General features: G+C 62.7%; 21 protein-coding genes. 13 read left to right on the forward strand and 8 right to left on the reverse strand.

Annotated features, from left to right (window positions below):
• The first annotated feature begins 265 nt into the window (after positions 1-265).
• Positions 266-1,693 (forward strand): Ppx/GppA phosphatase family protein, encoded by a 1,428-nt coding sequence (locus NKH23_RS10280; RefSeq protein ID WP_352714893.1) that lies wholly within the window; start codon positions 266-268, stop codon positions 1,691-1,693.
• Positions 1,690-2,385, forward strand: a complete 696-nt coding sequence (locus tag NKH23_RS10285) for an RlmE family RNA methyltransferase (protein ID WP_352714891.1) — start codon at positions 1,690-1,692, stop codon at positions 2,383-2,385. Before NKH23_RS10280 ends, NKH23_RS10285 begins: the two co-directional genes overlap by 4 nt.
• A 240-nt stretch (positions 2,386-2,625) precedes the next feature.
• On the opposite strand, the gene NKH23_RS10290 is transcribed toward NKH23_RS10285, so the two are convergent.
• Positions 2,626-4,047, reverse strand: a complete 1,422-nt coding sequence (locus tag NKH23_RS10290; protein WP_352977381.1) for an MFS transporter — start codon at positions 4,045-4,047, stop codon at positions 2,626-2,628.
• 294 nt (positions 4,048-4,341) lie between these two features.
• Between NKH23_RS10290 and guaB the strand changes: the two genes are divergently transcribed.
• Genes guaB through NKH23_RS10305 form a run of 3 tightly spaced genes read left to right on the forward strand, consistent with a single transcriptional unit; the run spans position 4,342 to position 6,863 of the window.
• Entirely contained in the window at positions 4,342-5,844 is a 1,503-nt protein-coding gene (guaB, locus tag NKH23_RS10295) for an IMP dehydrogenase (RefSeq protein WP_352714887.1), read from the forward strand.
• Between the two features lie 31 nt (positions 5,845-5,875).
• Positions 5,876-6,415 carry a hypothetical protein gene (locus NKH23_RS10300; protein WP_352977382.1) on the forward strand — a complete coding sequence of 180 codons (540 nt, stop codon included), beginning with the start codon at positions 5,876-5,878 and terminating at the stop codon, positions 6,413-6,415.
• 28 nt (positions 6,416-6,443) lie between these two features.
• Entirely contained in the window at positions 6,444-6,863 is a 420-nt protein-coding gene (locus NKH23_RS10305; RefSeq protein ID WP_352910905.1) for an MAPEG family protein, read from the forward strand.
• Between the two features lie 12 nt (positions 6,864-6,875).
• Here NKH23_RS10305 and rnd read toward each other — a convergent pair whose 3' ends face one another.
• Together rnd and NKH23_RS10315 are read right to left on the reverse strand one after the other, a co-directional pair.
• Positions 6,876-8,027 (reverse strand): ribonuclease D, encoded by a 1,152-nt coding sequence (gene rnd / locus NKH23_RS10310; RefSeq protein WP_352506534.1) that lies wholly within the window; start codon positions 8,025-8,027, stop codon positions 6,876-6,878.
• 73 nt (positions 8,028-8,100) lie between these two features.
• The gene (locus tag NKH23_RS10315; RefSeq protein WP_352714884.1) at positions 8,101-9,348 is read right to left on the reverse strand and encodes an MFS transporter; all 1,248 of its coding nucleotides are present in this window, start codon (positions 9,346-9,348) and stop codon (positions 8,101-8,103) included.
• 394 nt (positions 9,349-9,742) lie between these two features.
• On the opposite strand from NKH23_RS10315, the gene NKH23_RS10320 reads away from it, so the two are divergent.
• The 4 genes from NKH23_RS10320 to aspS all read left to right on the forward strand — a co-directional run bounded on the left by NKH23_RS10320 (position 9,743) and on the right by aspS (position 14,802).
• Positions 9,743-11,011: an ABC transporter substrate-binding protein gene (locus tag NKH23_RS10320; RefSeq protein ID WP_353034634.1), complete on the forward strand. Its 1,269-nt coding sequence runs from the start codon at positions 9,743-9,745 to the stop codon at positions 11,009-11,011.
• Positions 11,012-11,079: 68 nt separating this feature from the next.
• A complete protein-coding gene (locus NKH23_RS10325) occupies positions 11,080-11,952 on the forward strand; it encodes a carbohydrate ABC transporter permease (RefSeq protein WP_352715237.1) in 873 nt (290 codons plus the stop codon).
• A gap of 19 nt (positions 11,953-11,971) precedes the next feature.
• The gene (locus NKH23_RS10330; protein WP_352715235.1) at positions 11,972-12,796 is read left to right on the forward strand and encodes a carbohydrate ABC transporter permease; all 825 of its coding nucleotides are present in this window, start codon (positions 11,972-11,974) and stop codon (positions 12,794-12,796) included.
• A 215-nt stretch (positions 12,797-13,011) separates the two neighbouring features.
• Complete coding sequence (gene aspS, locus NKH23_RS10335; RefSeq protein ID WP_352715234.1) at positions 13,012-14,802, forward strand: aspartate--tRNA ligase; 1,791 nt, start codon at positions 13,012-13,014, stop codon at positions 14,800-14,802.
• An 81-nt stretch (positions 14,803-14,883) separates the two neighbouring features.
• Here the strand turns inward: aspS and NKH23_RS10340 are convergent, their stop codons facing one another.
• Positions 14,884-16,077: an aq_1923 C-terminal domain gene (locus NKH23_RS10340; RefSeq protein ID WP_352714880.1), complete on the reverse strand. Its 1,194-nt coding sequence runs from the start codon at positions 16,075-16,077 to the stop codon at positions 14,884-14,886.
• 368 nt (positions 16,078-16,445) lie between these two features.
• Here NKH23_RS10340 and parC point away from each other — a divergent pair, with 368 nt between their 5' ends.
• Together parC and NKH23_RS10350 are read left to right on the forward strand one after the other, a co-directional pair.
• A complete protein-coding gene (gene parC / locus NKH23_RS10345; RefSeq protein ID WP_352714878.1) occupies positions 16,446-18,698 on the forward strand; it encodes a DNA topoisomerase IV subunit A in 2,253 nt (750 codons plus the stop codon).
• A gap of 250 nt (positions 18,699-18,948) precedes the next feature.
• Complete coding sequence (locus NKH23_RS10350) at positions 18,949-20,169, forward strand: AI-2E family transporter (protein WP_352714876.1); 1,221 nt, start codon at positions 18,949-18,951, stop codon at positions 20,167-20,169.
• Here NKH23_RS10350 and NKH23_RS10355 read toward each other — a convergent pair.
• The 3 genes from NKH23_RS10355 to NKH23_RS10365 all read right to left on the reverse strand — a co-directional run bounded on the left by NKH23_RS10355 (position 20,157) and on the right by NKH23_RS10365 (position 22,550).
• On the reverse strand, positions 20,157-21,053 hold the full coding sequence (locus NKH23_RS10355) for a DMT family transporter (RefSeq protein WP_352977384.1): 897 nt from the start codon (positions 21,051-21,053) through the stop codon (positions 20,157-20,159). The two genes, NKH23_RS10350 and NKH23_RS10355, sit on opposite strands and share 13 nt — an antisense overlap.
• A gap of 123 nt (positions 21,054-21,176) precedes the next feature.
• Positions 21,177-21,941, reverse strand: a complete 765-nt coding sequence (locus NKH23_RS10360; protein WP_352714873.1) for an arginyltransferase — start codon at positions 21,939-21,941, stop codon at positions 21,177-21,179.
• Positions 21,942-22,079: 138 nt separating this feature from the next.
• Positions 22,080-22,550: an RDD family protein gene (locus NKH23_RS10365; RefSeq protein ID WP_352714871.1), complete on the reverse strand. Its 471-nt coding sequence runs from the start codon at positions 22,548-22,550 to the stop codon at positions 22,080-22,082.
• A gap of 221 nt (positions 22,551-22,771) precedes the next feature.
• Between NKH23_RS10365 and sthA the strand changes: the two genes are divergently transcribed.
• Positions 22,772-24,160, forward strand: coding sequence for a Si-specific NAD(P)(+) transhydrogenase (sthA, locus tag NKH23_RS10370; protein ID WP_352465511.1), 1,389 nt, complete (start codon positions 22,772-22,774; stop codon positions 24,158-24,160).
• Positions 24,161-24,169: 9 nt separating this feature from the next.
• On the opposite strand, the gene NKH23_RS10375 is transcribed toward sthA, so the two are convergent.
• Positions 24,170-25,105, reverse strand: coding sequence for an alpha/beta hydrolase (locus NKH23_RS10375; RefSeq protein ID WP_352714869.1), 936 nt, complete (start codon positions 25,103-25,105; stop codon positions 24,170-24,172).
• Here NKH23_RS10375 and NKH23_RS10380 point away from each other — a divergent pair.
• Positions 25,051-26,226 (forward strand): OpgC family protein, encoded by a 1,176-nt coding sequence (locus NKH23_RS10380; protein ID WP_292656152.1) that lies wholly within the window; start codon positions 25,051-25,053, stop codon positions 26,224-26,226. The two genes, NKH23_RS10375 and NKH23_RS10380, sit on opposite strands and share 55 nt — an antisense overlap.
• Positions 26,227-26,243: the final 17 nt, after the last annotated feature.

Raw genomic sequence — 26,243 nt, forward strand, 5'->3', positions numbered from 1 at the left:
CGTACCCGTTTTTCCGGTTCGCAGCAGGAAAATCGCCGGCGCTCCCGAATGGTTCATTTCAGAAATGCCTCATTGAAGCCGGCTATTCAACCGGGAAGGCGCGCCATCATCCGCCGAGGGCAGGGGCGAGACAACGCCGCCGGCAAAATTCGCCGCGAGCACTCTTGGTGATCCGGCCCGGCGCTGATAGTCTGGCCGCAACTTGAACATGTAAAAGCGCCTGCTGCGTCCGGTCTCGGTTCGCGCGGCGCCGGAAGGAACGACAGTGGAAGACCACGACGCCGGCGCTGGCGCGCCGGAAGTGGGCGTGTCCAGGGGTTCGCCGCCGCCCGGCCAGGCAAGCCCATCCGCCGGACGCTACGGCCGTCAGGCGCAGCCCCGGTCCGGCAATGGACAGGCTGGCGACACGTCCCACGATCACAAGGGTCAGAACGGCCCTCATCAGAACGGCAAACCCAAGAAGCGGCGCAAGCGGCGGCGCGGGCGCAAGGTTTTCGCACGCGACGAGGCTCGTCCGGTGATATCAGGCACTTCGGTGCCAGCCGCCGGCGATGCCCCGGCCGCTCGCCAGCCCCAGCCAGCGGCTTCGATCGCGCCCCAGTCCTCGATCGCGCAATCGGCTTCAATCGCGCAATTGCCTCCAGCCTCGCCAAGGCCGGGGCAAGGTGCCCGCACGCCGCCGCCGCTGCAGGAATTGCCGGTCTTTGCCGCGCTAGATCTCGGCACCAACAATTGTCGCCTGCTGGTCGCGGTGCCGACGCGTCATGGCCAGTTCCGCGTCATCGATGCCTTCTCGCGCATCGTCAGGCTGGGCGAGGGCCTTACCGCCAATGGCCGGCTCGGCGAGGCTGCAATGGACCGCGCTGTCGAGGCGCTGAAGATCTGCGGTGACAAATTGCGTAACCGCAAGGTCAGGAAGGCCAGGCTGATCGCAACCGAGGCCTGCCGCACCGCCGCCAACGGCGTCGAGTTCCTCGAGCGCGTCGAGCGCGAGGCCGGCCTGAAGCTCGAAATCATCGACCGCCAGACCGAGGCGCGGCTGGCTGTGTCGGGCTGCGGCTCGCTGGTCGAGCGCGACACGCAAGGCGTCGTGCTGTTCGACATCGGCGGCGGCTCGTCCGAAATCGCGCTGATCGACCTCACCGGTCAGCGCTCGCCAAGGCTTGCCAACCATATCGTGTCGTGGACCTCGCTGCCGGTCGGCGTCGTCTCGCTGGCGGAGCGTTTCGGCGGCCGCGCGGTGACGCGCGAGATCTTTGGCGCCATGGTCGAGGATGTCGCAATGCGGCTGCGCGCCTTCGACGGGCGCGACCGGCTGAGCCACCTCCTGTCCAGCCCGAAATTCCATTTGCTCGGCACGTCGGGCACGGTGACGACGCTGGCCGGCGTCCACCTCGATCTCGAACGCTACGACCGCCGCCGCGTCGACGGGCTGTGGATGAATCGCGACAGCGTTGATCGCATGGTCGAAAAACTGGTCGGCTGGGATTTCCAACAGCGCGTCGCCAACCCTTGCATCGGCGCCGACCGCGCCGACCTGGTTCTGGCCGGCTGCGCCATATTGGAGGCGATCCGCGCCGTCTGGCCGTCGGAGCGGCTGCGTGTCGCCGACCGTGGCCTGCGCGAGGGAATATTGAGCGAATTGATGGCCGATGACGGCGTCTGGCGCAACAGTGGGCGTGGCCGGCAATGACGAAGAAACCGGAAAGACCGAGTTCGGCCGGCATTCGCGTGCTGAAGACGAAGATCAAGAAGAAAAGCGGGCTGAAGGAATCGTCGCGCCGCTGGCTGCAGCGCCACATCAACGATCCCTATGTCCAGCGCTCGAAGGCCGATGGCTATCGCTCGCGCGCCGCCTATAAGCTGATCGAGATCGACGACAAGCACCATTTGCTCAAGCCCGGCATGAAGGTGATTGACCTTGGTGCGGCACCCGGCGGCTGGTGCCAGGTCGCCGCCGCACGTACGAAATCTACGGCGGAACACCCGAACGTCGTCGGCATCGATTACCTCGAGATGGACGCGGTGCCGGGCGCGCCGGTGCTGCTGATGGATTTCCTCGATCCCCAGGCGCCGCAGAAGCTGGCCGAGACGCTGGGCGGGCCGCCGGACATCGTGCTCTCCGACATGGCCGCACCCACCACCGGCCACAAGCGGACCGACCACATCCGCACCATGCATTTGTGCGAGGTGGCGGCCGATTTCGCGCTGTCGGTATTGAAGCCGGGCGGACATTTCCTCGCCAAGACGTTTCAGGGCGGCGCCGAGAACGAATTGCTGGCCAGGCTGAAGCGGAATTTCCGCTCGGTCCATCACGTCAAGCCGCCGGCCTCGCGCGATGAGTCGGTGGAGCTCTATTTGTTGGCGAAGGATTTTAAGGGTTAAGCTGCCTCAGCTTGTTGACGCTGGAGGGACAGCACCCCCCTCTGTCCTGCCGGACATCTCCCCCACGAGGGGGGAGATTGGCAGCTTCGGCGCGCCGTCTAATCCTGCAACGTTGAACATTGGCGAAAGCGGTAGCACAACCGATCTCCCCCCTTGCGGGGGAGATGTCCGGTAGGACAGAGGGGGGTGGGAAGGATCGCTACGGTTCTGCATTGCTCCGTTCTGTACCGCTCCGCCCCCTCAACTCCCCGGCGGGCTCACCGGCTCCAGGGTCTTCGGCGGCGTCAGTCGGCCATGTCCCGACACGGCATTGCCGGCGTCCGGCGCCAGCCGCATGAACGACAGCGAGGCCGCCGCCGACACCGCCGCCACGATGAAGAAGGCGGTGTGGAAGTCGCTCAGCGTCAGTGGGCCGCCATGGATCTTGGTCGACACTTCCAGGATGCCGCCGGCCAGCGCCACGCCGAGCGCGATCGCCAACTGCTGGAACACCGCCGTGATCGGCGTCGCCTTGCTGGTGTCGGCGGCCGAAATCTCGGCGTAGGCAAGCGCATTGATGCCGGTGAAGAACATCGAGCGGATGAAGCCCCCGGCGAGCAGCATGGCGAGGATCAGCCCATAGGGCGTATCGGGTGTGAACAGGCCGTTGATGGCGATGGACGCGGCAGCGATGAGCGAGCCTGAAATCAGCACACGGCGGAAGCCGGCGACCCTGAAGATCAGCGCGGTGACGAATTTCATGCCTATGGCGCCGATCGCCGAGACAAAGGTGATCATGCCGGACTGGAACGGCGTCAGCCCGAAACCGATCTGGAACATCAGCGGCAACAGGAAAGGTACGGCACCAATGCCAATGCGGAACAATCCGCCGCCGAGCACCGACGAGCGGAACACCCGATTGCGAAACAGCTCGAGCGCCAGCAGCGGATTCTTGGCGCGGCGCGCGTGCAGCAGATAAAGCACCGCCGACGCCAGCCCGACGGCTACGGTGAAAAAGCCGGCAGCGGGCGGCAGAGCCGGCAGGCTGACCACCGACAGGCCGAACACAATGCCCGATGCCGCCAGCCCGCTCAGCACAAAACCGATGAAATCGAGTGGCGGTGTCTCGGCAGGGTCGGTCTTTGGCAGGAAACGCGTGGCCAGCCAGATGCCGATCAGCCCGATCGGCACGTTGATCAGAAAAATCCAGTGCCAGGAAAAATAGGTCGTGATGAAGCCGCCGACCGGCGGGCCGACCAGCGGGCCGACCAGAGCCGGGACGGTCAGCCATGACATGGCGGCGACGAGTTCGCTTTTCGGCGTCGCGCGTACCAGCACCAGGCGTCCGACCGGCGTCATCATGGCGCCGCCAATGCCTTGCAGGAAGCGTGACACCACGAAAGCCGGCAGCGAATTGGACATGGCGCACGCGACCGAACCGGCGATGAACACGGCGATCGCGGCACGGAAGACATTCTTGGCGCCAAAGCGGTCGGCCATCCAGCCGCTGATCGGAATGAAGATCGCCAGCGATACCAGATAGGCGGTCAGCGCCAGCTTGAGCGCGATCGGGCTGGTGTGGATGTCGATGGCGATCGTCGGCAACGATGTCGCAATGACGGTCGAATCCATGTTCTCCATGAATAGAGCGACCGCCAGAATAAGCGGAATGGTGCGGTTCACGATGGATCCGGCCTTGAAATGTGCGTCGCCGCTTGCTTGCCGGCCTTGAGGGCCAAACCGACACGTAGGGCGGTTATCATGCCTTGGCCCGGATGTCGCATTAAATTGCTGTCACGTTTGTGCGACCGCAAGTCTTGCAGCACCTGGGGCAAATGCAGCTTTGCCACTACACAACCATCGGCTTTTCAACGGCGACGGGACGTGTTACGAGCCAGCGCCAATCCTGAAAGGGAAGAAGACGAGTCGGCGCTGTCCATCAGGGCGAGCGCCTTTCCTGCATTCCGAGGGCTGGCCATGGCAAAAATCATCGAGACGTCCACCGGCGCATTGGCGCTGACTTTTGACGACGTGCTGCTGCAGCCGGGTCATTCCGAGGTCATGCCCGGCGAGACCGACATCCGCACCCGCATCGCCGGCGACATCGACCTCAACGTGCCGATCCTGTCGGCCGCCATGGACACGGTCACCGAGGCAAGGCTTGCCATCGCCATGGCCCAGGCCGGCGGCATCGGCGTCATCCACCGCAATTTCTCGCCGGCCGAACAGGCCGAGCAGGTGCGGCAAGTGAAGAAATTCGAATCCGGCATGGTGGTCAACCCCGTCACCATCGGTCCCGAGGCGACGCTTGCAGATGCGCTGGGTCTGATGCGCACCTACAGCATCTCGGGCATTCCGGTGGTCGAGAACGGCGGCAGCGGCGGCCACACGGTGGGCCGGCTGGTCGGCATCCTGACCAACCGCGACGTCCGCTTCGCCTCCGACCCGGCGCAAAAGGTCTATGAGCTGATGACCCGCGAGAACCTGATCACGGTCAAGGAGAACGTCGATCAGGACGAGGCCAAGCGACTGCTCCATCAGCACCGCATCGAGAAGCTTGTTGTGGTCGACCGGGACGGCAATTGCGTTGGGCTGATCACGGTCAAGGACATCGAGAAGTCGCAGCTCAACCCGCACGCCACCAAGGATGCGCAGGGACGCTTGCGGGCCGCCGCCGCCACCAGCGTCGGCGATGACGGTTTCGAACGGGCCGAGCGCCTCATCGACGCCGGCGTCGACCTTCTGGTGATCGACACCGCGCACGGTCATTCGCAGCGCGTCCTGGATGCGGTGACGCGGGCCAAAAAACTCTCCAACTCGGTTCGCATCCTGGCCGGCAACGTCGCCACGTCAGAAGGCACGCTGGCGCTGATCGATGCCGGCGCCGACGCAGTCAAGGTCGGCATCGGGCCGGGTTCCATCTGCACCACCCGCATCGTCGCCGGCGTCGGCGTGCCGCAGCTCTCGGCGATCATGTCGGCGGTCGAGACGGCGCAGAAATCGGGCGTCTCGGTCATTGCCGATGGCGGCATCAAATATTCGGGCGATCTCGCCAAGGCGCTGGCCGCCGGGGCCAGCGCGGCGATGATCGGTTCGCTGCTGGCCGGCACCGACGAGAGCCCGGGCGAGGTCTATCTGCATCAGGGCCGCTCCTTCAAAGCCTATCGCGGCATGGGCTCGGTCGGCGCGATGGCGCGCGGCTCCGCCGATCGCTACTTCCAGGCCGAGGTGCGCGACACGCTGAAACTGGTCCCGGAAGGCATCGAAGGGCAGGTGCCGTACAAAGGACCTGTGTCTGGCGTGCTGCACCAGCTTGCAGGCGGCCTGAAAGCCGCTATGGGTTATGTCGGTGGCCGCGACCTTGCCGATTTCCGCGAGCGCGCCACTTTTGTGCGGATATCCAATGCCGGACTTCGTGAAAGCCACGCCCATGACGTCACGATTACCCGCGAAAGCCCGAATTATCCTGGCGGAGCCTGACCGTCATGCGTCTTGGCGCAATCTGGCGGCAATGATCCTGCGGCTGTCGCGCCACGCGGCCGCACTGTGTGTCGCCACCGTGGCGGTTTTCATCATCATGACGGCGATGGAGTTCCTCTATTTTCGCCAATTGAGCGGCGGTCTGCCGTCGCTCGACATGCGCTATGCCGGTTTCACTCCGGATGAGGGCATGGCCTGGCTAACGGCCCTCGGCCGGCGCGGCAGCGAGATTATTCTCGTCTGGCATTACCTGACCTTCGACCTGCTTTTTCCGGCGCTGCTATCGCTGACGATGGTCAGCCTGATCCTGGCCACGGGCAGGCGGCTGAAAAACTTCCGTGCACTGCCTGCGCAAACCCAGGCGATATTCGCAGCCGTGCTGGTGCTGCCCTACACGCTTGCCGACTATGCCCAGAACATCACCGTGGCTCGTCTATTGTCCGATTTCCTGTCAGCCAATCCGGATTCGCTATCCTTCGCCTCGGCGCTGATCGTCACCAAATTCGCCCTACTGGCGATACCGGTGACCGTCATTGCGGCTTTCACTCTGATGGCTCAGAAACGGCCTTGAAGGCTGGGTGACAACGACAGGGGGCGTCTTGAACCAGACCGCGATCTTCTGGCCGATGCTGGCGCAGGTGCTGCTGGTCTATATCGTCTATTTCGTAATGGGCCGGCGCCGTTATGGTGCGGTCAGATCGGGCGAAGCCAAGACCGGCCAGTTCAAGACGCGCTCGACGGAGCCTGGTTCCAGCATCAGCGTCGCCAACAATCTGAGTAACCAGTTCGAACTGCCGGTGCTCTTCTACGTCTTATGCTTGACCCTGCACGTGACCAATGGCGTCAATTATCTGACCTTGGCACTGATGTGGATCTTTGTCGTCTCCCGCTATCTTCACGCATCGGTCCACTTGACCAGCAATCGGCTACTCCTGCGCAGCAGGGCATTCTACCTGGGCGCGGTAGTTCTCGCACTTGGCTGGATATGGCTGGCGCTGCATCTGCTCGGCTTGGTCTGAGCAAGCTCAAGGCTACAAATCGAACACTGCAATCTTGCGCTTGTCGAACCTGATGGCGAGTTCGCCGCGCACCAGCTTGAGCGCGGCCTCGCCGAAAACGGCACGCCGCCAACCTTGCAATGCAGGCACGTCGGCTTCCTCGCCCTCGGCAGCGATGCGGTCGATGTCGTCACTGGAGGCGAGTACCTTGGATGCGACGCCTTCCTTTTCGGCAACGATCCGCAGCAGCACCTTCAGCAACTCCGCCGCGGCGCTCGACCCCTCTGGCGGCTGGAAGCTCTTCGGCAGCTTCGGCATCTCTTCCCTGGGCAGGGCGAGCGCAGCGTTTACTGCTCCAAGCAGTGCCGTAGCCGTCGACGAGCGCTCCCAGCCCTTCGGCGTGGTGCGCAGCTTGCTCAGCGCCGCAGCGTCGCGCGGCGCCTGCTGCGCTACTTCGTAGATCGCATCGTCCTTGAGCACCCGGCCGCGCGGCACGTCGCGCTCGCGCGCTTCGCGTTCGCGCCAGGCGGCCACCGCCTGGACGATCGCCAGTTCCTGCGGCTTGCGCAGCCGCATCTTGAGCCGCTTCCAGGCATCCTCGGGATGCGGATCGTAGGTCTCGCGCGAGGTCAGCACGTCCATCTCCTCGTTCAGCCAGTGGGCGCGGTTTTCCCGCACCAGCTCGGCGCTGAGATGCTTGTAGACCTCGATCAGGTGGGTGACGTCGGCGAGCGCGTAGTCGAGCTGCTTTTCGGACAGCGGACGGTGGCGCCAGTCGGTGAAGCGCGAGGACTTGTCGAGCCTCGCGCCGGTGATGCGCTGCACCAGCTGGTCGTAGGAGACGCTGTCGCCGAAGCCGCAGACCATCGCCGCGACCTGGGTGTCGAACACCGGATGCGGCACCAGATCGCCGAGATGCACAATGATTTCGATGTCCTGCCGCGCCGCATGGAAGACTTTGACGATCGCCTCATTGGCCATCAGCCTGAAGAACGGTTTCAGGTCGATGTCGGGCGACAGCGGATCAATCAGCGCCGTCACCCCGGGCGCTGCCATCTGGATCAGGCACAGGATCGGCCAGAAGGTCGTTTCGCGAATGAATTCGGTATCGACGGTGACGAACTCCGCCTTTTCGAAAGCGGCAATAACGGTCTCGAGTTCTTTCTGGGTGGTGATGACGTGCATCAAATCGCTTTTGGCAAGGGATAGGGTCTCTTTCAATTTCAGCCGCGCGCGCTTTCGTCAAGCGCAAGCACCTCTATCGGGGCTTTACGGGTTCATCGGGATCAGCATTCCGCTTCGCCAACCGGGCAAAAACCGTAGACGTGCGCAACAGCGCCGTAAAACGGCTGCGATGGCTGGCCGGCACGGCGGAGCGCGCCTGCATCCGGTAAAGGATGACGGCCACGAAGATCGCATAGACGGTGGCGCTGAACACGAACAGCGCGCTCGGCCCGAAAAATTGCATCACCGTCGAGGCGGCGAACGGCCCGCCGATGGCGCCAAAGGAATAAAACAGCATCAAGGCTGCATTGATCAGCACGAACTCGCCCTTGTCGGCGCGGTCGTTGGAATGCGCGGCCGACAGCGAATAGAGCGGCATGGCGAAGCAGCCGAAGATGAAGACGAGCAGGAAGTTGAGGAACGGACTGCCGCCTGCCACGAACGCCAGCGCCAGTGCCGCCACCATCGCACAGCACGTCGTCATCAGCAGGACCGAGCGCCGGTCCCAGCGGTCGGAGAGATAGCCAAGCGGGTATTGGATGATGGCGCCGCCAAAAATGCCGACGCTGACAAAGGTGACGACGTCGGCGACCGACATGCCGATCTGCTCGGCATAGACCGGCGACAGGGTGCGGAAGGCGCTGTTTGTGACGCCGACGGCGATGCAGCCGAAGCAGCCGAGCGGTGAAATCCGCCAGACGCGCGCCAAATCGAGCTTGACGTCTTCCGGCGGCGTCGGATTGGAGCGGTCGCCGAGCGAAACCGGCACCAGCGAAACGGTGATCATCATCGACATGATGGCGAAGATGGCAAAGCCGCCGGCGCCGAAGATCGGGATCAGGAACTGGGCGCCCGTCACCGAGCCGATGTCGACCATGCGGTAGATGGCAAGCACCCGCGCCCGGTCGGTGTTGGTGACGCCGGAATTCAGCCAGGCTTCCATGATGGTGAACAGGCCGGCAAAGCAGAACCCGCCGGCAAAGCGCACGGCGCACCACATCACCGGATCGATGACCAGCACCAGAAGCAGCGTTCCCGCCGAGGCGATCGCCGCGAGTGCCGAAAAGGCGCGCACATGGCCAACGGACTTCATGATGCGGGTCACGGCAAGGCAGCCGAGCAGGAAGCCGGCGAAATAGAACGTGCCCATCAGGCCGATCGAGGAAGCGGGAAAACCCTCCTGCGCACCACGCAGCGCAATCAAGGTGCTCTGCAGGCCGTTGCCGCCGAGCAGGATGCCGGCGGCGATCAGGAGCGGGATCAGCGGGCGGATGGAGGACATGAAGGAATGCCTGTCGTTGATCCTTCTTGAACCATCGCCTTCGCCAATGCCAGCGGCAATTCCCGGTGGCGTTGGGGCCAGCCGGGGGGCCTTAATGCATGTCGCGCAAAAGTGTGCAGCGGTTTTGCGATAACGACATGCATAAAAACAAGAACCTAAAGCGCGTCGCATGAGGCCGATCGAACGCGACGCGCTTTAGGTCCACTACCGACGTGGGAGCTTGCGCTGCCGCGTGGCGCCCGACGCTCCGTGTTGGGAACCAAGGCGTATCTTTGTAGTTCAGTGCTGGTGGGCGAATACGCGTCTTGTGAGCTGCCGGTGTGCGGAGACGGTGTCGGGCATCGACGTCCGTTTCTGCTGCCCGGCCTGAAGCTCCAAAGGGAGGTCCGCCATCATGAAATTTCATCCCGCATTTGCTGCATTTGCCGTGGCCGCAGTTCTGGCGGCCGGGCCGGCGCGGGCTGTCGACCTCGCGATGGTGTCCGGCGACACCGGCAACGGCCAGAGAATCCTTCGCGAGATCCTCGATCAGTACGAGAAGAAGACCGGCAACAAGGTTAGCGTCGTTCCGCTGCCGCCCTCGGCGACGGACCAGTTTGGCCAATACCGGCTCTGGCTCGCTGCCGGAAGCAGCGACGCCGACGTCTATCAAACAGACATCATCTGGGCCCCCCAGCTTGCAAGGCAGTTCATCGACCTGACCGAAGCGACCAAGGATGTCGTTGGCGCCCATTTCCCATCGATCATCAAATCGCAGACCGTGGACGGCAAGCTCGTCGCGTTGCCGATCTTCACCGACGCTCCGGCGCTCTACTACCGCAAGGATCTCCTCGACAAATACGGCGCCAGGGTGCCGGCCAGCTGGGCCGAGCTTGCCGACACCGCCAAGCGTGTCATGGACAAGGAGCGCGAGGCCGGCAACAAGGACATGTGGGGCTTCGTTTTCCAGGGCAACGCCTACGAGGGGCTGACCTGCGATGCACTCGAATGGGTGAAGTCGAACGGCGGCGGCCAGGTTATCGAGCCGGACGGCACGATCTCCATCAACAATCCGCAAGCAGCCGCGGCGCTGGAAATGGCGAGGAGCTGGGTGGGAACCATCTCACCGCCCGGCGTTCTGGCCTACCAGGAAGAAGAGTCGCGCGGTGTCTGGCAGACCGGCAACGCCGTCTTCATGCGCAACTGGCCCTACGCCTACGCGCTTGGCAACAGCGAAAGCTCACCCATCAAAGCCAAGTTCGAGGTGACGACGCTGCCGCCGGGGTCGGGTGAGGGCGCCCGCCCGGCAGCAACGCTTGGCGGCTGGAATCTCGCGGTTTCCAAATATTCGAAGAACCCGGATGCAGCGATCGAGCTGGTCAAATGGATCGCCTCGCCTCAGATGCAGAAGTACCGCGCCTTGAAGGGGGCATATCTGCCGACCATCGAGGCACTCTATGACGATGCCGACATCGCCAGCGCCCAGCCGGTGATTCCGCGCTGGAAGGAAGTCGTCCTCAACGCGGTGCCGCGTCCCTCGGCCCAGGCCAAGAGCAGGTACAATGAGGCATCGAGCGAGTTCTGGACCGCCGTCCACAACACCATTTCCGGCGAGGGCACGGCTGCGGACAACCTTGCCGATCTGGAGTTCTCCTTGACCAGACTCAAAGGCACCGCCTGGTGACCTCGCCGCGCTCAGGCTCGCTGCTGGCGCGTCAGCGTGCGCGCTCGGCATGGCTGCTGCTTGCCCCGATGCTCATCGTGCTTGCCGCCGTTGCCGGCTGGCCGTTGATGCGCACGATCTATTTCGGGTTCACGGATGCCTCGCTCGCCGACCTCGAAGCCCGCCGCTGGGTTGGCTTCGCCAACTATTTCTCCGTCCTGCAAATGCCGAGCGGCCGCGTCATCTATGACGGGCTGCTCGCCGATCCGGTCTGGTGGCGCGCTGTCTGGAACACGGTGCGCTTCGCGGTGATTTCGGTGACCTGCGAGACGGTGCTCGGCATGATCGTCGCGTTGGTGCTCAACACCAAGTTTCGCGGCCGTGGCATCGTGCGCGCCGCGATCCTCATCCCTTGGGCGATCCCGACGATCGTCTCGGCGAAAATGTGGCAGTGGATGCTCAACGACCAGTTCGGCATCATCAACGACGTCCTGCTCAAGCTTGGCCTGATCAGCACAAAAATCGCCTGGGCGGCCAGCGCCGACACGGCGATGGTCGCCGTCCTCGTTGTCGACATCTGGAAAGCGACCCCTTTCATGGCGCTTCTCATTCTCGCCGGTCTCCAGATGCTTCCACAGGAAATCTACGAGGTCGCCAAGCTCGACGGCGTCGGCGCGTGGAGAATTTTCTGGAAGATCACCTTGCCGCTCATCCGACCGGCGTTGATGGTGGCCATGATCTTTCGCGGTCTCGATGCCTTGCGCATCTTCGATCTGATCTACGTGCTCACGCCAAACAACATACACACCAAGTCGATGTCGGTGTTTGCCCGCGAGAGCCTGTTTGAGTTCGACAAGTTCGCCTACGGTTCCGCCGCCTCGACGCTGCTCTTCCTCATCCTAGCTCTGCTGACCATGCTCGTTCTCTGGCTCGGCCGGATAAGACTGGACAAGGACTATTGATCATGTGGGACTACTGACCATGTGGATCGTCAAGCGCACGGCTTTCTACCTCCTCGTCGCCGTCATCGTCGTCGTCGCGGTGTTCCCGTTCTACTACGCCATCATCACCAGCCTGAAATCGGGGACGGCGCTCTTCCAGATCGACTATTGGCCGACGACGATTACCTTCAGCAATTACCGGACCGTTTTCACCGAGGGGACCTTCCTGCGCAACCTCGTGAACTCGCTGTTCATCTCGAGCGCCGTTGTCGTCATTTCGCTGTTCCTCGGCGTCACCGCCGCCTATGCGCTGGCGCGCATCCGCTTCAGAGGCCGCTCGGCTCTGCTCCTCATTATCCTGTCCGTCTCGATGTTCCCGCAATTGGCGGTGCTTGCCGGTCTTTTCGAGCTGATCCGCACCTTCGGCCTCTACAATTCGCCGTTCGCGCTGATCTTGTCCTACATGATCTTCACCTTGCCGTTCACCGTCTGGGTGCTCACCGCCTTCGTTCGCGACCTGCCGATCGAGCTGGAGGAAGCGGCGATCCTCGATGGCGCCACGCCCTGGATCATCATCAGCCGCGTCTTCCTGCCGCTGATGTGGCCGGCGCTGGCGACCACCGGGCTTCTCGCGTTCATCGGTGCGTGGAACGAGTTCCTGTTCGCTCTGACGTTTACCTCCAGCAACGAGCAGCGAACCGTGCCGGTCGCGATCGCGCTGCTCTCCGGCAACTCGCAGTTCGAGATCCCGTGGGGCAACATCATGGCCGCATCGGTGATCGTCACCGTGCCGCTCGTCATCCTCGTCCTCATCTTCCAGCGCAAGATCGTCTCCGGCCTCACGGCGGGCGGGGTCAAGGGATAAGGTGGATAGTTGAACTGCCGCACAGAGCAGCGAATTAGGATTGAGGCCTCTGGGATAAATTGATGCTGGTGGGGCAGGGGCGGGAAGAAACGCGAAATCGACCCGTGCGCCGCTTGCCTTGACAAATGCACCCTCTCATGTGCTTTTCGCGCAAATTTTCAGGCTGGGCCATCATGCCTCGGCCGCAACCCAACATCCGGACTTTAAGAATGACAATGCATCGTTACCGCAGCCATACCTGTGCCCAGTTGAGGAAGGCCGACGTCGGTTCCTCCGTTCGCCTGTCGGGCTGGGTGCATCGCGTGCGCGACCATGGCGGCTTGCTGTTCATCGATTTGCGCGACCACTACGGCCTGACGCAGATCGTCGCCGATCCGGATTCGCCGGCCTTCAAGATTGCCGAGACCTTGCGCGGCGAATGGGTCGTCCGCGTCGACGGCGAGGTCAAGGCGCGCCTCGCCGACACTGTTAACCCTAATTTGCCGACCGGCGAGATCGAGATTTTTGCGCGCGAGATCGAGGTGCTGTCGGCGGCCAAGGAATTGCCACTGCCGGTCTTCGGCGAGCCGGACTATCCGGAGGACATCCGCCTCAAATACCGCTTCCTCGATCTGCGCCGCGACACGCTGCACAAGAATATCGTCGCGCGGACGAAAATCATCGCCGAGATGCGCAAGCTGATGGGCGAGGTCGGCTTCACCGAATTCTCGACGCCGATCTTGACCGCCTCGTCGCCGGAAGGGGCGCGCGACTTTCTGGTGCCGTCGCGCATTCACCCCGGCACGTTCTACGCGCTGCCGCAGGCACCGCAGCAGTACAAGCAGCTGATCATGGTGTCCGGCTTCGACCGCTACTTCCAGATTGCGCCGTGCTTCCGCGACGAGGATCCGCGCGCCGACCGTCTGCCGGGTGAATTCTATCAGCTCGACGTGGAGATGAGCTTCGTCGAGCAGGAGGACGTGTTCACCACCATGGAGCCGGTGATGCGGGGGGTGTTCGAGACCTTTGCCGCCGGCAAGCCGGTGACGCAGAAGTTTCCGCGCATCGCCTATGATGTCGCCATGCGCAAATACGGCACCGACAAGCCGGATCTGCGCAACCCGATCGAGATGCAGGCCGTCTCGGATAATTTTCGCGATTCCGGCTTCAAGGTATTCGCCAACATCCTTGCCAACGATCCGAAGGCCGAGGTCTGGGCAATTCCAGCGAAAACCGGCGGGTCTCGCGCCTTCTGCGACCGCATGAACTCATGGGCGCAAGGCGAGGGCCAGCCAGGGCTGGGCTACATCTTCTGGCGCAAGGAGGGCGAGAAGCTTGAAGGCGCCGGGCCGCTGGCCAAGAACATCGGCGAGGAGCGCACCGAGGCGATCCGCCAACAACTCGGCCTTGCCGATGGCGATGCCGCCTTCTTCGTCGCCGGCGACCCGAAGAAATTCGTCTCCTTCGCGGGAGCGGCGCGCAGCCGCGCCGGCGAGGAGCTCAATCTTGTCGACCGCGACCGCTTCGAATTGTGCTGGATCGTCGACTTCCCGTTCTTCGAATGGAACGAGGAGGAGAAGAAGATCGACTTCGCGCACAATCCGTTCTCGATGCCGCAAGGTGGCATCGATGCGCTTAACGGCGAGGATCTGCTCGGCATCAAGGCGTTCCAGTACGACATGGTCTGCAACGGTTTCGAGATCGCCTCAGGCGGCATCCGCAACCATCTGCCCGAAACCATGGTCAAGGCGTTCGAAACCGTCGGGCTGGACCGCGCAACAGTCGAGGAACGCTTCGGCGGCCTTTACCGCGCCTTCCAGTATGGCGCCCCGCCGCATGGCGGCATGGCGGCCGGCATCGACCGTGTCGTCATGCTTCTGGTCGGCGCAAGGAACCTGCGCGAAGTGACCATGTTTCCGATGAACCAGCAGGCCTACGACCTGTTGATGAACGCGCCGTCGGAAGCCAGCCCGCAGCAGCTTCGCGAATTGTCGCTGCGCGTGGTGGCGACGAAGAAAGAGGTTTAGGAAACGCTCCGAACCGGGTGCTATTGATTCATAAAAAAGCCCGGCAGCGCTGCCGGGCTTTTTGCTTGAAGCCTGTCTCTATCAATCTTCGTTCGCCGTAACCGTCACGCCGAGCGTTTTCGGCAGGTCGAGCGGGTTGGACATGGCGCCCGCCATGATCAGCGCGAACGGCACCGCTGCCGACGGCTCGGCCGAGACCTCGATGCTTTGCGGATCGTCGAGGAACTTGTTGACCGCGGCCGAAACCTGCGCCGTCAGTTCCGGATTGTTGAGCTGCGCCATGCCGAATGGCACGATCGCCTTGGCCTGGTTGGCGATGTCCTTGCCGGACATGCCTTGCTGCTTGCCGGCATAATCGAGCACCTTTTTGGTCAGCGAATCGTCGTCGAAGCGGATCGAGGCGCTGTTGAACGAAAGCTGCTGCAGTAGCCCGAGCATGGCCATGCCTTGAGCGGAATTGTCCGCGCCTTCGGGCTGCGCTGCCATCTTCTTCTGCATCTCCTGCAGTGATTTGATGACGTCCAGCGTGTAGCCGCCGAGATCGAAGGTCATGCCGAGCGTGCCGGCATTGTCGACGGATATTTCGTATTTCGACAAGTCCATCCTGCCGTCGGTAGGCTGCCAGGTGCCTTCCATCTCAAGATTGCCTGATATGTTCTGGTAGCCGAGCGCGTTGATGACTTCCTTGGACTTCGGATCTTCGACCAGTGTCAGGTCGGCAGCGAATTTTTCCGTGGTGCCGGAAAACGCCAAGGCCTTGCCGTCGGCCGGCGGCGTGATTGCGATGGCAAGCCCGTCCATCGAGAAAGCGGTCTTGTCAGCCACTTTGACTGTCATGTTGTCGAGCTCGGCCGATTTGTACATCATCAGCGAGCCCAGCGGACCGGTTGCGCCTTCGGCCGGAACCGTCATGTCGTGGATGACGAAGGGGCTGAGATTGAGCGTGACGCCATCTTCGCTGTGTTCGAACGGCGACGTCGATACGGTCGCGATTTGATAGCCGCCATTGGCTTCGGTCACGCCTTCGAGCTTGACGTCGCCGATCTTGAGCGCCTCCTTTTCGGCCGCCGGCTTGACCGCTACGCCTTGCAGAACCATGCTGGAGGTGTCGCCGGTTACTCCGGTCCAGGAGAGGTCGACGCCTTGGGCGGCGAGGGCAGCCTTCAGCCGGTCGGCGACCGCGGTATCCTGCGCTAGGGCCGCGTTCAGCGGCAGCGTCAGCAAAAAGGTTGAAAAAGCCAGTCTTTTAATAAGTGTCGAGTGTCTGATCGTCATCGAGAGCTCCCCTGAGAGTGTCCTGAAATTCTTTTCGAATCGTCGCGTCGTCACCATTCGGTGACGAACTGGACCGGAAAAAGGCGTGCCTCGGCACAATGATCGAAAATCGCGGCCAAAGGCAAACCCGATCCATCAGGCTTGCGATAGAAGCAGGATGTAACGGGTTGATGTTGGCCGGCGTCGTGACGCTTCCAATTCCTGTTTCATAATGGATGTCGCGCAAAAGTGTGCAGCGGTTTTGCGATTACGACATGCATCAAAACAAACCTAAAGCGTCGCATGAGGCCGGTCGAACGCGACGCGCTTTAGGAGGACGCATACCGGTGCCTCTTGCCGCGAATCACCCGCTCGGCTAGTGCCAGCCCATGGGAAAAAGGCTTTTGCCGCCCGAGAGTGGCGGCGGCGACAATATCGAGCCGGTCGATCTGAAGAAGGCGCTGGAAGAGCGCTACCTCGCCTACGCGCTGTCGACCATCATGCACCGGGCACTGCCGGACGTGCGCGACGGGCTGAAGCCGGTGCATCGTCGCATTATGCATGCCATGCGCCTGTTGCGACTCAACCCCGACCAGGGCTTTGCCAAATGCGCCCGCATCGTCGGCGAGGTGATGGGCAAATTCCATCCGCATGGCGACCAGTCGATCTACGACGCGTTGGTGCGGTTGGCGCAGGATTTTTCGATGCGCTACCCGCTCGTCGACGGGCAGGGCAATTTCGGCAATATCGACGGCGATAACGCCGCCGCCATGCGCTACACCGAAGCGCGCATGACCGAAGTGTCGACGCTGCTGCTGGAAGGCATCACCGAGGACGCCGTCGATTTCCGACCGACCTATAACGAGGAAGACGAGGAGCCCGCCGTGCTGCCCGGCGCCTTCCCGAACCTGCTCGCCAACGGCTCTTCCGGTATCGCCGTCGGCATGGCGACCTCGATCCCGCCGCACAATGCGGCCGAGCTTTGCGACGCCGCGCTCCACCTGATCGAGCATCCGGATGCGCCGGTGACGAAGCTGATGGATTTCGTACAAGGTCCGGATTTCCCGACCGGCGGCATCATCGTCGACAGCCGCGCCTCGATCCTCGAAGCTTATGAAACCGGCCGCGGCGGCTTTCGCGTCAGGGCGAAATGGAACCAGGAGGATCAGGGCAGGGGCACCTGGAACATAGTCGTCACCGAAATCCCCTACGGCGTCCAGAAGGCCAGGCTGATCGAAAAGATCGCCGAGCTCTTGATGGCGCGCAAGCTGCCGCTGCTCGAGGATATCCGCGACGAGAGCGCCGAGGACATCCGCGTTGTGCTGGTGCCGAAGAGCCGCTCGGTCGATCCCGGCATCATGATGGAATCGCTGTTCAAGCTGACCGAGCTCGAAAGCCGCTTTCCGCTCAACATGAACGTGTTGTCGCGCGGCAAGGTGCCGAACGTGCTGTCGCTGAAAGGCGTGCTCAAGGAATGGCTGGAGCACCGCCGCGACGTCCTGATCCGCCGCTCCAAGCACCGTCTCGGCGAGATCGAAAGGCGGCTGGAGATCCTCGCCGGCTATTTGATCGCCTACCTCAACATCGACGAGGTGATCAGGATCATCCGCGAGGAGGACGAGCCCAAGCAAGTGATGATGGCGCGCTGGTCACTCACCGACACCCAGGCCGAAGCCATCCTCAACATGCGGCTGAGAGCGCTGCGCAAGCTCGAGGAATTCGAAATCCGCGAGGAATTCAATGGCCTGACCGGCGAGAAGAAGCAGATCGAGGCACTGCTTGCGTCCGACGCCAAGCAGTGGGCGACGATCAAGTGGGAAGTCGCCAATGTTCGCCAGAAATACGGGCCCGAGACCGAGATCGGCAAGCGCCGGACCGAGTTCGCAGATGCACCCGAACATGACCTGACCGATATCGCCCATGCCATGATCGAGCGCGAGCCGGTCACCGTCGTCGTGTCGGAAAAGGGCTGGCTGAGGGCCATGAAAGGTCATCTGACCGACCATTCGGCCCTGACCTTCAAGGAAGGCGACAGCCTCAAGCTCGCCTTCCACGCCCAGACGACCGACAAGGTGCTGGTCTTCACCACCGGCGGCAAGTTCTACACGATCGGCGCCGACCGGCTTCCGGGTGGGCGTGGCCATGGCGAGCCGATCCGCATCATCGTCGACATGGACAACGACCAGGACATCGTCACCGCCTTCGTCCATGATCCCAAGCGCAAGCTGCTGCTGGTGTCGCATGACGGCAACGGTTTCATCGTGCCGGAAGAAGAAGTCGTCGCCAACACCCGCAAGGGCAAGCAGGTGATGAACGTCAAGGCGCCCGACGAGGCCCAGCGCTGCGTGAGCGTCGCGGGCGACCATCTCGCCATTGTCGGCGAGAACCGCAAGATGCTGGTGTTCCCGCTAGCCGAGATCCCGGAGATGGGGCGCGGCAAGGGCGTGCGCCTGCAGAAGTACAAGGATGGCGGTGTCCTCGACGTCAAGACCTTCACGCTCGCGGCAGGTCTCTCCTGGCAGGATTCGGCCGACCGCACCTTCGTCAAGTCGCGTGAAGAGCTGATCGAATGGATCGGTGCCCGAGCCTCGGCCGGACGCATGGTGCCGAAGGGATTCCCGAGGACTGGGAAATTTGGGTAGCTGCTAATCTCCCCCCTCGAGGGGGAGATGTCGCCGAAGGCGACAGAGGGGGTCGGCACGTCCTGACGCGACCTCCAATCGCGAACAGAGGAGGCTGGCGCCTCACGCGCGGCGACCCCCTCTGGCCTGCCGGCCATCTCCCCCTCAAGGGGGGAGATTAGCAGCTCCACCCAAACATTTGGAATGTCGTCACGATTGCTGCACTATATCAGTGCATAAGCGATGCGATGGGCCAGGGAGAGTTGGGCGCTTGAAGGAAGTCAGGATACAGAAGCCGGAGCGGCAGCAGCGCCTGTTTGGCCTGTCGACGCCGCTCAGGGCCGCTGTCATTCCGCCGCTGTCGGCGGCGCGCTGGCTCCTGGTGCTGATCGTCGCCGCCGGCGTTTATTTCTTCCACGGCTTCCTGTTCCCGGTCCTTGCCGCCCTGGTTATCGCTTTCGCCAGTTGGCCGCTCTATCGGCGGTTGCTCGCTGGCGTCGGCGGCAACCGCACGATCGCCGCGACGCTTGCGATCTTGTTCATCCTGACCTTCCTGGTGGTGCCGATCGCGCTTGCCGGCACCTACGCCATCAATGAGGTGCGCGAATGGGTCAGCTGGGCCATCGAGACCAACCGCTATGGTGCGCCGACGCCGCACTGGATCGCCACCATGCCCGTGGTGGGCGAATGGCTCAATGAACAATGGACGGTCAACGTTGGCCACCCCGGCGGTATCGGCGAACTGATCCAGCTGATCAGTGGCGCCAATATCGGCAGCATCTATCGCGGCGTGCTTGCCGCCGGCGGCAGCGCCTTCGGCCTTTTGCTGACGCTGCTGTTCATGATGATCGCGCTGTTCTTCGCCTATCGCGACGGCGAGCATTTCGCCGGACAGATCGATCGCCTCGGCGAACGCATCCTGCCGGCCAGATGGGAACGGATCTCACGCGTGGTGCCGGCGACTATTTCCTCGACGGTGACCGGCATGACCGTTATCGCCATCGGCGAAGGGCTGGTGTTGGGTATCGCTTACTGGCTGGCCGGCGTACCGTCGCCGGTGACGCTCGGCGCGCTGACCGGCATCATGGCGCTGATCCCCGGCGGCGCGCCGCTGTCCTTCACGCTTGTCTCGATCTATCTCGCGGCCAGCGGCTCGCCGATGGCCGGGCTGGCGCTGTTCATCTGGGGCGCGGTCGAACTCTTCATCGTCGACAAGACATTGCGCCCGAAGCTGGTCGGCGGGCCGATAAAGCTGCCCTTCCTGCCAACCTTTTTCGGCCTGATCGGCGGCGTCAAGACGATGGGCTTTCTCGGCCTGTTCATCGGCCCGGTGCTGATGGCGCTGCTGGTCGCAATCTGGCGCGAATGGCTGCGCGAGGTGGAACTGACCGATGAACTCGCTGCCGCCGAACCGGCGGAGCAGGATGACGCACCGCCGCAGATCGAAATTGTCGCCGAACGCGCCGCCGCGAAAAAGAATCAGGCCGGGTGACTGACGGCGAACATGGCGCGGCGCTTGCGCCCCTCGTGCAACTGCCAGAGCGAATGGCCGATCAAGGTGACGATGAGGATCGCGCCGCCGATCAGGCTGTTGTGCGACGGGGTCTCGGCGAAGATCATCCACACCCAGACCGGCGCCAGCACGGTTTCGAGCAGGTAGAACATCGCCACTTCCGGCCCGGAGATGTATTTCGGGCCGTTGGCGAGGCAAAAGAACGAGATCGGCATGATGACGGCACCGTTGAAGATGATCCACCAGGGTGCGTTGACGTGAAAACCTACCTTGGAAACCATCAGGGCGGCAACGGCCAGCGGCAGGACCACTCCGATCAGCGCCGTGAAACCCATATCCTTGCCGCTGGCGCGCGAGATGGTGATGGCCGCGGCGATCATGAAAGCCGAGCATAGCGCCATCAAGTCGCCGAAGAGATGTCCGGTTCCAACGGAATCGCCGACAATGATCGTGACGCCGACGATCATCAATGCCAGCGCGGCAAGCGTCAGCGGTCGTGGCCTCTCCTTCAGGAACAGCCATGACAAAAGGGCCGCGAACATGGTTGTGAACGCCAGGATGAAAACGAGGTTGGCTGTCGAGGTGTTGTAGACGCCGGTGATGAAGGCGATCGAGCCGAGCCCGTAGAGGGCGGCAACGATGAGCCCCGACCAGCCCGGCACAAGCTGCGGTGCCTTTGCGCTCAGCGAACGCCAGACGGCCCAGATGATGAGCGTGGTGACGAAGGTTGTGCCGGTGCGCAACAGCAGGATCGTCCACGCCTCGCCATCGGCGAGCCGGATCAGCGGAATGTCGACGGTCAGCGTCAGCCCGCCGATGGCGGTGATCAGAAGGCCTCTCTGGTGGTCGTTGTGGGAAGGCATGCGGCAATTCTCGCGATAGGCTTGGAGGCGCAAAATTGACTCGCCCGGTCTTCCAGCCGATCGGCCGGAAGCCCAGCGGCATCCTCCTCGAAACAATTTAAGAGTGAATACCGAAAGCGGAGATCAGCGCGAAACCGCTTCGTGATTGTGGCGTTCCCAGCCTTTCGGGCCGAGATGCTCCTGCGGCTGGAAGCGCATCTTATAATTCATCTTGCGCGAGCCGTTGACCCAGTAACCCAGGTAGACATGGGGCAGGCCCATCGCCCTGGCGCGGGCGATGTGGTCGAGGATCATGAAGGTGCCGAGCGAGCGGTCCTCGAAATCCGGGTTGAAGTAGGAATAGACCATCGACAGGCCATCGGCCATCTTGTCGGTGAGGGCCACGGCGATCAGTTCGCCCTGGCCCTTGCCGGTGATGAAGCTGTCGGGTCCGCGGCGACGGTATTCGATGACCTTGGTGTCGACATGGGTATCCTCGACCATCATGGCGTAGTCGAGCACGGTCATATCGGACATGCCGCCACGGCGATGGCGGGCGTCGAGATAGCTGCGGAACAGCGAATACTGTTCGGTGGACGGTTCGGCGTCGTGCATGGCGCCGACCAGATCCGAATTATGCTGTATGACCCGTTTCATGTTGCGGCTGGCGGTGAATTCCTGCGCGAGGATGCGCACCGACACACAGGCGCGGCAGGTCTCGCAAGCCGGCCTGTAGGCGATGTTCTGCGACCGCCTGAAACCGCCCTGTGTCAACAGATCGTTCATCTCCGGGGCCTTGTCGCCGACCAGGTGTGTGAACACCTTGCGCTCGAACTGGCCCTCGAGATAGGGACACGGCGAGGGCGCGGTCAGAAAGAACTGTGGCGACTGGGTCGGGTGCTGCGTCATCGAGCCTTGGAAACACTCCTGCGAATCGTTCTACCTTTGGCGCGGACGCCGAAAAATTCAACAGGATTGTGAAAGCCTGGTTGACTGGAGGTCTTCACTTTTGTGCGCAAAGGCTGCGGCCGCGCTTCAAAAGTCTGCTCAGCGGCCGCTGCGGCTGACGACGGTGCCGAGCAACAGGTCGTGCAGCGTGCGCTTGCGGTCGGAAAACAGGCTCACCAGCAGGACCAGCGGTGAGAGGATGACATTGCCGGCCCAAAACAGCACCGAATGCACGACGGCGGTCAGCCCGTCGATGCGGCTGCCGTCGAGCCGGTCGAGCCGGATGCCCATTACCTTCATGCCGGTGGTGGCCTGGTCTTTACTGCCGAGCGTGTTCCAGATGTAGAGGATGGCGACGGCCGGCACGAGAATGGAAAACAGCATCCAGCCGAGGCCGAGCGTCAACAGCCCGAACAAGAACACCAGGATCGCGAATGGAATGGTGAGCAGCGCGACGATGAAATAATCGATGACGAAGGCGAGAATGCGCCGCGTGCGCACGCCCTCATAAGCGCGGACATCTTCGAGCCTGCTGGTGATGATTTCGCCGTCGAGAACGCGAGCGTTCATGTCATTTCCTCGTAATCGAACCCGGGTTAATGCACGGGGCCGCTCCTTGGTGAAATGGTGAAGGTTCGCGGCGGAATCAAGATCGAGCCTTTCGCCGCCGTGTAGATGGTGACGGACTGCCTGATGTCGTCTGAGCCGTCTGACTTGTTGAATTCATGGCGCGGATAGCGTTAGCTTGCTGCGGCGCAACAAAAGGCGCCGAGCCGAGGGGACGGGGCGACATGGACTACGACATGCTGGTCATCGGCAGCGGCCCATCCGGGCGCCGCGCCGCGGTGCAGTCGGCCAAGCTCGGCAAGTCGGTGCTGGTGGTCGACAGAGGCCGGCGTCTCGGCGGCGTTTCGGTGCATACCGGCACCATACCGTCGAAGACGTTGCGCGAGACGGTGCTCAACCTCTCCGGCTGGCGTGAGCGCGGCTTTTATGGACGCGGCTACCGCGTCAAGCAGGACATTTCGGTCGGCGATCTGGTCGAGCGCCTGCACAAGACGCTCGACCACGAGGTCGAGGTGCTGCAGCACCAGTTCATGCGCAACACGGTCAAGAGTGCGCGCGCCGCGGTAAAATTCCTCGGCCCCAACAAGGTCAGCCTGACCACCGACACCGGCGACTACAGCGAGGTTGGCTTCGCCCATGCGCTGATCGCGGTCGGCACCCGGCCGCACCGGCCGCGCGACGTGCCGTTCGACAAGACACGGATCTTCGACAGCGACGAGATGCTGGAACTCGACCGCCTGCCGCGCACGCTGACGGTGATCGGCGCGGGCGTTATCGGCGTCGAATATGCGACGATCTTTTCGGCGCTCGACGTTCCAGTGACGCTGGTCGAGCCGCGCAACACAATGTTGGATTTCGTCGACCGCGAGATCGTCGACGACTTCATCCATCAGATGCGCGATCGCGGCATGACGATCAGATTAGGCAGTGCCGTCAAGGAGATCGCCTCGAAACCCGATTGCGCCGAGGTGACGCTGGCCGACGGCCGCACCATCCGTTCCGAGATCGTGCTCTACGCTGCAGGGCGTACCGGCAATGTCGGCAGCCTGGGGTTGGAAGCGGTCGGCATCGAGGCCGATCCCAGGGGCCGCATCAAGGTCGATCCGCACACCTTCCAGACCAGCGCGCCCAATATCTATGCCGCCGGCGACGTCATCGGCTTTCCGAGCCTGGCCTCGACCTCGATGGAGCAGGGCAGGGTGGCCGCCTGCCATGCGTTCGGCGTGCCCTTGCCGCCGCCGCCCGAAACCTTTCCCTACGGCATCTACGCCGTGCCGGAAATCTCCACCGTCGGCCAGTCGGAGGAGCAGGTGCGCGAGAGTGGTGCTGCCTACGAGGTCGGCGTGGCGCGGTTCCGCGAGACGTCGCGCGGCCACATAATGGGCGTCAACACCGGGTTCCTGAAGCTTCTGTTCTCGATCGAAACACGCCGTCTGCTCGGCGCCCATATTGTCGGCGAGGGCGCGACCGAGCTCATCCACATCGGCCAGGCGGTGATTAATCTCGGCGGCACTGTCGACTTCTTCGTCAACAACACCTTCAACTATCCGACGCTGGCCGAAGCCTACAAGATCGCCGGGCTGGACGCCTGGAACCGCATGGGGCGAGGGTAGCTTCGAGGCTCATCGATTTGACGATGCAACGGCGACTGCAGGATCCGTCAGCCATTGCCTGACGATCTCGGCGTCCGGATCGCCGATTTCATGGCCGGAGGCAATGGTGTGGGTCTCGACCTTGGCGCCATGCGAGCTCAGTAGAGCGGCCAGCGCCGGCGCGAATGGCGCGTAGGTCAGGTCGGCAGCGCCGGCGATGATCAACGCTCGCGCCTTCGACAGGTCGGCCGGCGGCACCGAGTCGAGCACCGGCATCGGACGCAGCAATGCGGCGCGCTCGATCAGGCCCGGACGCAGCAGCATGACGCTTGAGACCAGGTTGGCGCCGTTCGAATAACCGAGAAAGGTCGCGCGGCTGAGATCGAAGCGGCGGCGCTTCGCGATGCCGTCGACGAAGCCCGCGAATGCGTCCGCCTCAGCACGGATGCTGGCCTGTTCGAAACGCGTCGGGGTGATTCGCGTGAACCAACGGAACCCGTGCTCCTGAGGAATGCGGCCACGGACCGCAACCAGCGCCGCGTGCGGCGCGATTTGCCGACCAAGCGGCAGCAAGGTCGTCTCGTCTACACCCGATCCATGCAACAGGAACAGCCAGTCACCGGGTAAATTGGCGGGTCGAAGGAGCCGGTAGAAAAAGCCTGAATTTTCCTGCAAAATACCGTCTTCGAGGCTCTCCTCGGCCATAGTCGCATCCTTTTGATTTTGCGTTACTTTCGTTAATTTGCCGGCTTCAAAACGAAATATTTTCAAGCTCCGCCAAAGTTGATTGAACCGGGCGCATTTCAGTCCGTTTCTTCGCCGATATAATCCCCGCGGGAGGGATCGAAGCAGTGTGCGCCCGGGTGGTCGCATTGCCGCGCATGAACAACCAGCTTTAAGGCCTTTTATCGATGACCATGCCAGTTTCGCCGGAACGCGATACGCGTATTGATGTGTTCCGGGCACTCGCTCTCCTGACCATATTCGTCGACCACGTGCCGGGCACTGTTTTCGAAACCCTGACCTACAAGAATTTCGGGTTTTCGGATGCGGCCGAGGCCTTCGTGCTGATCTCCGGCATGTCCGTCGCTCTCGCCTACGGCACTAAATTCCAGCCGGGAAACCGGCTGATTGCAACGCTGAAAATGTGGCGCCGCGCCGGTGTGCTCTATGTCACCCACATCGTCACGACGATGGTGGTCATGGCTATCTTCTGCGCGGCGGCGGTGTTTGCGAAACGGCCGGACCTTCTGACGCTGATCAACATCGAGCCGCTCGTCAGGAACCCACCACAAGTCCTGGTCGGTATCGTCACGCTCGGCCATCAGCTCGGTTACAACAACATACTGCCGGTCTATGCGGCGCTGCTGTTGATGGCGCCGGCCTTCCTGCTGTTCATCAGCTACAGGCCACTGGCCGCGCTTGCCGTGTCCGCAGCCCTTTGGCTGGTTGCCGGAATCTACCAGATCGCGCCGCCGAACTACCCGGAGCCCGGGTTTTGGTTCCTCAATCCGCTGTCATGGCAATTGCTGTTCAATATCGGCATGGCCAGCGTGTTGCATGTGCGGCGCGGCGGCACCATCCCGGTCAATCGCTGGCTGGTCGGCGTGGCGGCCGCCTACGTGCTGACGGCGCTCGTCTGGGTGCACAGCCCGCTGTGGGGGCATGTGTCATGGCTCGACCTGCCGGTGGTGCTGACCGGTTTCGACAAGACGTTCCTGTCGTTGCCGCGGCTGCTGCACATCCTGGCGATGAGCTATCTGGTCGTCGCCTTGCCTTTCGTCTCGAACCTGTTCCGCACCGGCCGCGACAATCCGCTCGCCATATTGGGCAAACGCTCGCTGCCGGTTTTCATCGCCGGCACGGTGATTGCCATGGCGGCGCAGGTGATGAAGCTGATCAACCCGGGCGGCATTGCCTATGACAGTCTGCTGCTCGCCGCCGGCATCGCCATGCAGTTCGCACTCGCCTTCTATCTGGAGTGGCTGTCCGCCATCGGCTGGTCCGGCAAGGGCAAGCCGGTCCGCAACGAGGCGGCCCGCTCGTCTTTTGAAATCGGGCCGATGGCCGCACAAGCGAACCGATAGACCTGGACGGTCGATCT

This window comes from Mesorhizobium sp. M1328 (genome assembly GCF_040318075.1).
Lineage (GTDB): Bacteria > Pseudomonadota > Alphaproteobacteria > Rhizobiales > Rhizobiaceae > Mesorhizobium.

Excerpts from the sequence above, each read along its gene's own strand:
- sthA (WP_352465511.1), top strand. The coding sequence starts at position 22,772 with ATGGACTACGACATGCTGGTCATCGGCAGCGGCCCATCCGGGCGCCGC.
- NKH23_RS10340 (WP_352714880.1), bottom strand. The coding sequence starts at position 16,077 with ATGACGATCAGACACTCGACACTTATTAAAAGACTGGCTTTTTCAACC.
- NKH23_RS10320 (WP_353034634.1), top strand. The coding sequence starts at position 9,743 with ATGAAATTTCATCCCGCATTTGCTGCATTTGCCGTGGCCGCAGTTCTG.
- NKH23_RS10330 (WP_352715235.1), top strand. The coding sequence starts at position 11,972 with ATGTGGATCGTCAAGCGCACGGCTTTCTACCTCCTCGTCGCCGTCATC.
- NKH23_RS10365 (WP_352714871.1), bottom strand. The coding sequence starts at position 22,550 with ATGAACGCTCGCGTTCTCGACGGCGAAATCATCACCAGCAGGCTCGAA.
- aspS (WP_352715234.1), top strand. The coding sequence starts at position 13,012 with ATGCATCGTTACCGCAGCCATACCTGTGCCCAGTTGAGGAAGGCCGAC.
- NKH23_RS10315 (WP_352714884.1), bottom strand. The coding sequence starts at position 9,348 with ATGTCCTCCATCCGCCCGCTGATCCCGCTCCTGATCGCCGCCGGCATC.
- NKH23_RS10300 (WP_352977382.1), top strand. The coding sequence starts at position 5,876 with ATGATCCTGCGGCTGTCGCGCCACGCGGCCGCACTGTGTGTCGCCACC.
- guaB (WP_352714887.1), top strand. The coding sequence starts at position 4,342 with ATGGCAAAAATCATCGAGACGTCCACCGGCGCATTGGCGCTGACTTTT.
- parC (WP_352714878.1), top strand. The coding sequence starts at position 16,446 with ATGGGAAAAAGGCTTTTGCCGCCCGAGAGTGGCGGCGGCGACAATATC.
- NKH23_RS10325 (WP_352715237.1), top strand. The coding sequence starts at position 11,080 with ATGCTCATCGTGCTTGCCGCCGTTGCCGGCTGGCCGTTGATGCGCACG.
- NKH23_RS10285 (WP_352714891.1), top strand. The coding sequence starts at position 1,690 with ATGACGAAGAAACCGGAAAGACCGAGTTCGGCCGGCATTCGCGTGCTG.
- NKH23_RS10355 (WP_352977384.1), bottom strand. The coding sequence starts at position 21,053 with ATGCCTTCCCACAACGACCACCAGAGAGGCCTTCTGATCACCGCCATC.
- NKH23_RS10360 (WP_352714873.1), bottom strand. The coding sequence starts at position 21,941 with ATGACGCAGCACCCGACCCAGTCGCCACAGTTCTTTCTGACCGCGCCC.
- rnd (WP_352506534.1), bottom strand. The coding sequence starts at position 8,027 with ATGCACGTCATCACCACCCAGAAAGAACTCGAGACCGTTATTGCCGCT.
- NKH23_RS10380 (WP_292656152.1), top strand. The coding sequence starts at position 25,051 with ATGACCATGCCAGTTTCGCCGGAACGCGATACGCGTATTGATGTGTTC.